This window comes from Pseudomonas sp. FW305-7, assembly GCF_058786735.1.
This window is the reverse complement of record NZ_JBYSZA010000035.1, coordinates 47,735-54,754: the sequence shown is the minus strand read 5'-3', so window position 1 is coordinate 54,754 and position 7,020 is coordinate 47,735. Positions and strand designations below refer to the sequence as shown.

Sequence of the window (7,020 nt, the reverse complement as noted above, 5' to 3'; positions counted from 1 at the left end):
GAAAACCGTATAACTCATTGAATCTCAAGGAGTTTTCCGTTTCGACTGCGCCGGAAGTGGGGCGAATTATAGACCTCTGGAATCTGCCGTCAACCGTTAATTTCGCTTTTCTTTCAATAACTTGCAGATCGATTAAAAAACATCCAAAAGGGCTCTATATAAGGAAGGAAATACGCTCCCTCTATATAGAAGGAGAAGTCAGAGCACCCCTTCTGCCTTCAACGCTGCCACTGTACCGGCGCCCAAACCCAGCACTCGCTGCAAAACCTCCAACGTATGCTCACCCAATAAAGGAGGAGCGCGCCGATATTCGACCGGCGTCTGCGACATCCGAATAGGACTCGCCACCTGAGGCACCATCCCCGCCAGCGCATGGGGCAACTCGATCGCCAGCCCGCGCGCCTTCACCTGCGGATCCTCAAACACTTGGGAAAGATCATTGATCGGCCCACAAGGCACTCCCGCCTGCTCCAATTGAGCCACCCACTCAGCAGTAGTCTTGAAAACCGTAGCCTGACGAATCAGCGGTATCAACACCGCCCGGTTCGCTACCCGCAACTTATTAGTCGCAAAACGCGGATCGTCAGCCCACTGCGGCTGCCCCGCCACTTCTGCGAACTTGCGGAACTGACCATCGTTACCCACGGTAAGGATGAAATCCCCATCCGCCGTAGGAAAGTCCTGATAAGGCACGATGTTCGGATGCGCATTGCCCAGACGCTTGGGTGCATTGCCGGTAGTCAGGTAGTTCATCGCCTGATTAGCCAGGCAGGCCACCTGTACATCCAGCAACGCCATGTCGATATGCTGACCACCACCGTCATGATCGCGATGAGCCAGTGCCGCCAGTATCGCCACCGTCGAATACAGACCGGTGAGAATATCCGTCAGCGCCACACCCACCTTTACAGGCCCGGCACCCTCATCACCCTCAGGCCGGCCGGTCAGACTCATCAACCCGCCCAGCCCCTGGATCATGAAGTCATAACCCGCACGTTTGGCATACGGCCCGGTCTGGCCGAACCCTGTAATCGAGCAATAGATCAGATCCGGATTGATCGTCTTCAGTGACTCATAATCCAGACCATAAGCGGCGAGCCCACCGACCTTGAAGTTCTCGATCAGAATGTCCGACTTGGCCGCAAGCTCCCGCACCAGCTTCTGCCCTTCAGGGCGGGTGAAGTCGATGGTCACCGATTGCTTGTTGCGGTTGGCCGACAGGTAGTAAGCCGCCTCCGACGTATTCTCGCCAACCGCGTCTTTAAGGAAGGGCGGCCCCCAGGCGCGCGTGTCGTCGCCATTGCCCGGGCGCTCGACCTTGATCACCTCGGCGCCAAGGTCGGCGAGGATCTGCCCGGCCCATGGCCCGGCCAACACTCGCGATAAATCCAGTACCCGCAGATGCGACAGCGCGCCCATGGTCGCTCTCCTATTAATAGAACGCCTGCAGACCGGTTTGCGCACGCCCGAGGATCAGCGCGTGAACGTCATGAGTACCTTCATAGGTATTCACCACTTCCAGGTTGACCAGATGACGGGCCACGCCAAATTCATCGGAGATACCATTGCCGCCCAGCATGTCGCGGGCCATACGAGCAATATCCAGCGACTTGCCGCACGAGTTGCGCTTCATGATCGAAGTGATTTCTACCGCAGCGGTGCCTTCATCCTTCATACGACCCAGACGCAGGCAGCCTTGCAGGGCCAGAGTGATCTCGGTCTGCATGTCGGCCAGCTTCTTCTGGATCAGCTGAGTAGCGGCCAATGGGCGACCGAACTGCTGACGATCCAGGGTGTATTGGCGAGCGGTGTGCCAGCAGAACTCGGCGGCGCCCAGTGCGCCCCAAGAGATACCGTAGCGTGCGGAGTTGAGGCAGGTGAACGGGCCTTTCAGGCCGCGCACGTCTGGGAAGATGTTCTCTTCCGGCACAAACACGTTGTCCATGACGATTTCACCGGTGATCGATGCACGCAGGCCGACCTTGCCGTGAATCGCCGGAGCACTCAGGCCTTTCCAGCCTTTCTCCAGCACGAAGCCACGGATATCGCCGGCATCGTCTTTGGCCCAGACCACGAATACATCGGCGATCGGACTGTTGGTGATCCACATCTTCGCGCCGGTCAGGCTGTAGCCGCCGTCGACTTTGCGCGCACGAGTAATCATCGCGCCTGGATCGGAACCGTGGTTAGGCTCGGTCAGACCGAAGCAGCCGATCCATTCGCCGGACGCCAGTTTCGGCAGGTATTTCTGTTTCTGCGCTTCGGTGCCGAACTCATTGATCGGCACCATCACCAGCGAAGACTGCACGCTCATCATCGAGCGGTAGCCGGAGTCGACGCGCTCGACTTCACGAGCGATCAGACCGTAGCTGACATAGTTGAGGCCGCTGCCACCGTACTGTTCCGGGATGGTAGCGCCCAACAGGCCGACTTCGCCCATTTCGCGGAAGATCGCCGGGTCAGTTTTCTCATGGCGGAAAGCTTCGAGAACACGCGGCGCGAGGCTCTGTTGAGCGAACTGCTCGGCGGTGTCGCGGATCATGCGCTCTTCTTCGGTGAGCTGTTGATCCAGCAGCAGGGGATCAATCCAGTTGAAGCTAGCTTTACCGCCCATGAGTGTGTCCTCGCAAATCGGGTGAATTAACGTGGCATTGATCCTAGGCGCGGTTCGCCGTCGCGGCAAACGAGGTTTTCGCATTCTGTTGTGCTAATTTCTCACTCCGAAACGTCGCGAGATGCCTTTTATGCGGCTCATTAGTGAGGTTGACGTACATGCGCAGGAAGATCCCCAGCACCACCGCCCTGATCAGCTTCGAAGCTGCCGCTCGCCACGAGAGCTTTACCAAGGCCGCCGAAGAACTTTCCCTCACCCAAGGCGCCATTTGCCGACAGATCGCCAGCCTGGAGGACTTCCTGAGCGTGGAGCTGTTCCGACGCTCGCGGCGAGGCGTGAAGCTGACCGAAGCAGGACTTTCCTACAGCCGCCGCGTCGCCACGCAACTTGATGCAGTCGAACGCGACACTCTCTCAGTGATGGGCCAGCAAGGCACCAACGTGATCGAACTGGCGGTCGTGCCGACCTTCGGCACCCAATGGCTGCTGCCGCGTCTCAAGGATTTTCAACTCAAGCATCCGGAAGTCACGGTCAACCTGACCAACCGCACCCGCCCCTTTCTGTTTGCCGATACCGAATTCGACGCAGCGATCTACTTCGGCGATGCCGATTGGTCGGGTACCGAATCTCACAGGCTGATGGGCGAAAATCCGATGCCAGTGTGCAGCCCCGCCCTACTCGGCAGCAGGACGCATCTGACACCCGACGAAATTGCCGAGTTGCCGCTACTGCAACAGACCACCCGCCCCTACGCCTGGCGCCAATGGTTCAACTCTCAGCACCTGAACATCCCCCGCGACATGACAGGCCCACGCTACGAGCTATTCTCCATGCTGGCCCAGGCAGCCATGCACGACATGGGTATCGCGCTGATTCCACCGTTCCTGATTCAGCGCGAACTGACTGAGAAACGCCTGGTGATCGCCAACCCGAATGCGCTCTCCAGTATCAAGGCGTATTACTTGATGATTCCGGAGCGGAAAGTCGAATCGGCGTCGCTCAAGGCTTTTCGCGATTGGTTGGTAAATCAGGCAAACAGCTACAGCCTAGAAGGATAGAGGCTTTCAACGATTACTAACCCGGTAGTCAGGAAAACCAAAGCCCTACAGATATAAGTATTTGTCGCAAAATCGCAGACTGTATCCGAAAGTCGTACAGACGTCCCACAAGCGCCTGCGGACGTGGCTTTGAGCCTCCATGCACGACTCATTACGGCCTATTCACGCCGCCGATGAGAAAATTTTTCAAATTCAGCCAGAATCCTTACAAGGCACGGCCTGCAAGGGATTCAGCTGGCCATCTGCGACATTCGGTCACGGGATGACTTGTAGTTAATTTTCCGTCACCCGTCATAATCCCTTGAAGGGCATAAAGTTCGCCTGCAAAATGCCGCGCCCCGCCCTGATTTGGCGGGATCGTGCTGATCGGCCGCCCCAGTCGCACCATCCGCAGTGCCTGGGTTTACTCAATAAGATCACGCAGGAGATTTGACGTGCACATTGGTGTTCCTCTCGAAACCCAGACCGGTGAAACACGGGTTGCAGCAACCCCGGAAACCATTAAAAAGCTGATCAGCCAAGGTCATAAGGTCACTGTGCAAACCGGCGCCGGCGTTAAAGCCAGTGTTGTCGACAGTGCTTATGAAGCGGCAGGTGCAACCATTGGCAGTGCCAATGACGCGTTTGGCGCCGAGCTGATTCTCAAAGTGGTCGCCCCGAGCGATGCCGAGCTGACGCTGATCAAGCGCGGCACGGTGCTGGTTGGCATGCTCAACCCGTTCAACAACGAAACCATCGCCAAAATGGCCGAGTGCGGGATTACCGCGTTTGCCCTGGAAGCGGCGCCGCGCACCTCGCGGGCGCAGAGTCTCGATGTGTTGTCGTCGCAGGCGAACATTGCCGGCTATAAAGCTGTGTTGCTGGCCGCTCACTACTATCCGCGCTTCATGCCAATGCTCATGACGGCTGCGGGCACCGTGAAAGCGGCGCGCGTGCTGATTCTTGGCGCGGGCGTGGCCGGGTTGCAGGCGATTGCCACGGCGAAACGTCTGGGTGCGGTTATCGAAGCGTCTGACGTCCGCCCGGCCGTGAAGGAACAGATCGAATCCCTCGGTGCCAAGTTCGTCGACGTGCCTTACGAGACCGATGAAGAGCGCGAATGCGCGGTCGGTGTCGGCGGTTACGCGCGACCAATGCCGGCGAGCTGGATGCAGCGTCAGGCCCAGGCCGTGCACGAACGCGCCAAACAGGCCGACATTGTCATCACCACCGCTTTGATTCCGGGTCGCAAGGCGCCAACGCTGTTGAGCGCGGAAACCGTGGCACAGATGAAGCCAGGTTCGGTGGTCATCGACCTCGCGGCCGCTCAGGGCGGCAACTGCCCGCTGACCGTGGCCGATCAAGTAGTGATCGAGAACGGCGTGACCATCGTCGGCCCGACCAATCTGGCCGGTGAAGTCGCTGCAGACGCCTCGGCGCTGTACGCCCGCAACCTGCTGGACTTCCTCAAGCTGGTGTTCACCAAAGAAGGCCAGTTCGACGTCAACCTCGAAGACGACATCGTCGCCGCGTGCCTGATGTGCCGCGACGGCCAAGTCATCCGCAAAAACGCCTAAGCAGGGATTCAGACGATGGAAGAGCTTATCTCCCCCGGTATCTACAACCTGATCATCTTCGTGCTGGCGATTTATGTCGGTTACCACGTGGTCTGGAACGTTACACCTGCGCTGCACACGCCGCTGATGGCGGTGACCAACGCCATATCGGCAATCGTGATCGTCGGCGCCATGCTCGCTGCAGCGCTGACCGTTACACCGCTGGGCAAAACCATGGGCACCCTCGCCGTGGCGCTGGCGGCGGTCAACGTGTTCGGTGGCTTCCTGGTCACCCGGCGCATGCTTGAGATGTTCAAGAAGAAAGCCCCGAAAGTAAAAGAAGAGGCGCCGAAGTAATGAGCATGAATCTCGTCACGACGCTCTACCTGATTGCGTCGATCTGCTTCATCCAGGCCCTCAAAGGCCTGTCGCACCCGACCACTTCTCGGCGCGGCAACCTGTTCGGCATGCTCGGCATGGCCTTGGCCATCCTCACCACCGTCGGCCTCATCTATAAGCTGGGCGCTGAGCTGGCGACTGCGGGTATCGGTTATGTGATCGTCGGCCTGCTGATCGGCGGCACCGCTGGTTCGATCATGGCCAAGCGCGTTGAAATGACCAAGATGCCGGAACTGGTTGCCTTCATGCACAGCATGATTGGTCTGGCTGCGGTGTTCATTGCCATTGCTGCAGTAGTCGAGCCGCAATCGCTGGGCATCGTCAAGCAACTGGGCGATTCGATCCCGGCGGGCAACCGATTGGAGCTGTTCCTTGGTGCCGCGATCGGCGCAATCACCTTCTCCGGTTCGGTGATTGCGTTCGGCAAGCTGTCGGGCAAGTACAAGTTCCGTCTGTTCCAGGGCGCACCAGTACAGTTTGCCGGACAGCACAAGTTGAACGCAGTGCTGGGCCTGGCAACGCTGGCACTCGGCCTGACCTTCATGTTCACTGGCAACCTCACCGCGTTCGCGCTGATGCTGGCGCTGGCGTTCGTGATGGGCGTGCTGATCATCATCCCGATCGGCGGTGCCGACATGCCGGTGGTGGTGTCGATGCTCAACAGCTATTCAGGCTGGGCGGCGGCGGGTATCGGCTTCTCGCTGAACAACTCGATGCTGATCATTGCCGGCTCGCTGGTGGGTTCGAGCGGTGCGATCCTCTCGTACATCATGTGCAAGGCGATGAACCGTTCCTTCTTTAATGTACTGCTCGGCGGCTTCGGCAATACGGCCGATGCTGGCCCGGCCGGTGCGAAAGAAGCCCGTCCGGTGAAATCCGGTTCGGCTGACGACGCAACCTTCCTGCTGACCAACGCCGACACCGTGATCATTGTCCCGGGCTACGGTCTGGCGGTGGCCCGCGCACAGCATGCCTTGAAGGAGCTGACCGAAAAGCTGACCCACCGTGGCGTGACCGTGAAGTACGCGATCCACCCGGTGGCCGGTCGCATGCCTGGTCACATGAACGTATTGCTCGCCGAGGCCGAAGTGCCTTACGACCAGGTGTTCGAGATGGAAGACATCAACTCCGAGTTCGGCCAGGCCGACGTGGTGCTGGTGCTCGGCGCCAACGACGTGGTCAACCCGGCCGCCAAGAACGATCCGAAATCGCCGATTGCCGGCATGCCGATTCTCGAAGCGTTCAAGGCCAAGACCATCATCGTCAACAAGCGCTCGATGGCCAGCGGCTATGCCGGTCTGGACAACGAACTGTTCTACCTGGACAAGACCATGATGGTGTTCGGCGACGCGAAAAAAGTCATCGAAGACATGGTCAAAGCGGTCGAGTAATTCATCGCCGCTGTACCGAACGC

Annotated in this window: 6 protein-coding genes; 4 read left to right on the top strand and 2 right to left on the bottom strand. The window is 58.8% G+C overall.

The annotated features are described in order from the left end of the window. Nucleotides 1–198: 198 nt before the first annotated feature. On the bottom strand, nucleotides 199–1,419 hold the full coding sequence (locus tag AC3WMT_RS27680; RefSeq protein ID WP_103306486.1) for a CaiB/BaiF CoA transferase family protein: 1,221 nt from the start codon (nucleotides 1,417–1,419) through the stop codon (nucleotides 199–201). 13 nt (nucleotides 1,420–1,432) lie between these two features. Beyond that, nucleotides 1,433–2,614, bottom strand: a complete 1,182-nt coding sequence (locus tag AC3WMT_RS27675; protein ID WP_007953903.1) for an acyl-CoA dehydrogenase — start codon at nucleotides 2,612–2,614, stop codon at nucleotides 1,433–1,435. A 158-nt stretch (nucleotides 2,615–2,772) separates the two neighbouring features. Between AC3WMT_RS27675 and AC3WMT_RS27670 the strand changes: the two genes are divergently transcribed. The 4 genes from AC3WMT_RS27670 to AC3WMT_RS27655 all read left to right on the top strand — a co-directional run bounded on the left by AC3WMT_RS27670 (nucleotide 2,773) and on the right by AC3WMT_RS27655 (nucleotide 6,997). After that, nucleotides 2,773–3,672: a LysR family transcriptional regulator gene (locus AC3WMT_RS27670; RefSeq protein ID WP_103306485.1), complete on the top strand. Its 900-nt coding sequence runs from the start codon at nucleotides 2,773–2,775 to the stop codon at nucleotides 3,670–3,672. A 434-nt stretch (nucleotides 3,673–4,106) separates the two neighbouring features. Next, nucleotides 4,107–5,228 (top strand): Re/Si-specific NAD(P)(+) transhydrogenase subunit alpha, encoded by a 1,122-nt coding sequence (locus AC3WMT_RS27665; protein ID WP_103306484.1) that lies wholly within the window; start codon nucleotides 4,107–4,109, stop codon nucleotides 5,226–5,228. Nucleotides 5,229–5,243: 15 nt separating this feature from the next. Next, nucleotides 5,244–5,564: an NAD(P) transhydrogenase subunit alpha part 2 gene (locus tag AC3WMT_RS27660; RefSeq protein ID WP_003187417.1), complete on the top strand. Its 321-nt coding sequence runs from the start codon at nucleotides 5,244–5,246 to the stop codon at nucleotides 5,562–5,564. After that, nucleotides 5,564–6,997, top strand: a complete 1,434-nt coding sequence (locus AC3WMT_RS27655) for an NAD(P)(+) transhydrogenase (Re/Si-specific) subunit beta (RefSeq protein WP_103306483.1) — start codon at nucleotides 5,564–5,566, stop codon at nucleotides 6,995–6,997. The genes AC3WMT_RS27660 and AC3WMT_RS27655 overlap by 1 nt, the downstream gene beginning before the upstream one ends. Nucleotides 6,998–7,020 lie beyond the last annotated feature (23 nt).

Bases quoted from the DNA above. Each gene is read 5' to 3' on its own strand.
- AC3WMT_RS27680 (WP_103306486.1), bottom strand. From the start codon at position 1,419: ATGGGCGCGCTGTCGCATCTGCGGGTACTGGATTTATCGCGAGTGTTG.
- AC3WMT_RS27675 (WP_007953903.1), bottom strand. From the start codon at position 2,614: ATGGGCGGTAAAGCTAGCTTCAACTGGATTGATCCCCTGCTGCTGGAT.
- AC3WMT_RS27670 (WP_103306485.1), top strand. From the start codon at position 2,773: ATGCGCAGGAAGATCCCCAGCACCACCGCCCTGATCAGCTTCGAAGCT.
- AC3WMT_RS27660 (WP_003187417.1), top strand. From the start codon at position 5,244: ATGGAAGAGCTTATCTCCCCCGGTATCTACAACCTGATCATCTTCGTG.
- AC3WMT_RS27655 (WP_103306483.1), top strand. From the start codon at position 5,564: ATGAGCATGAATCTCGTCACGACGCTCTACCTGATTGCGTCGATCTGC.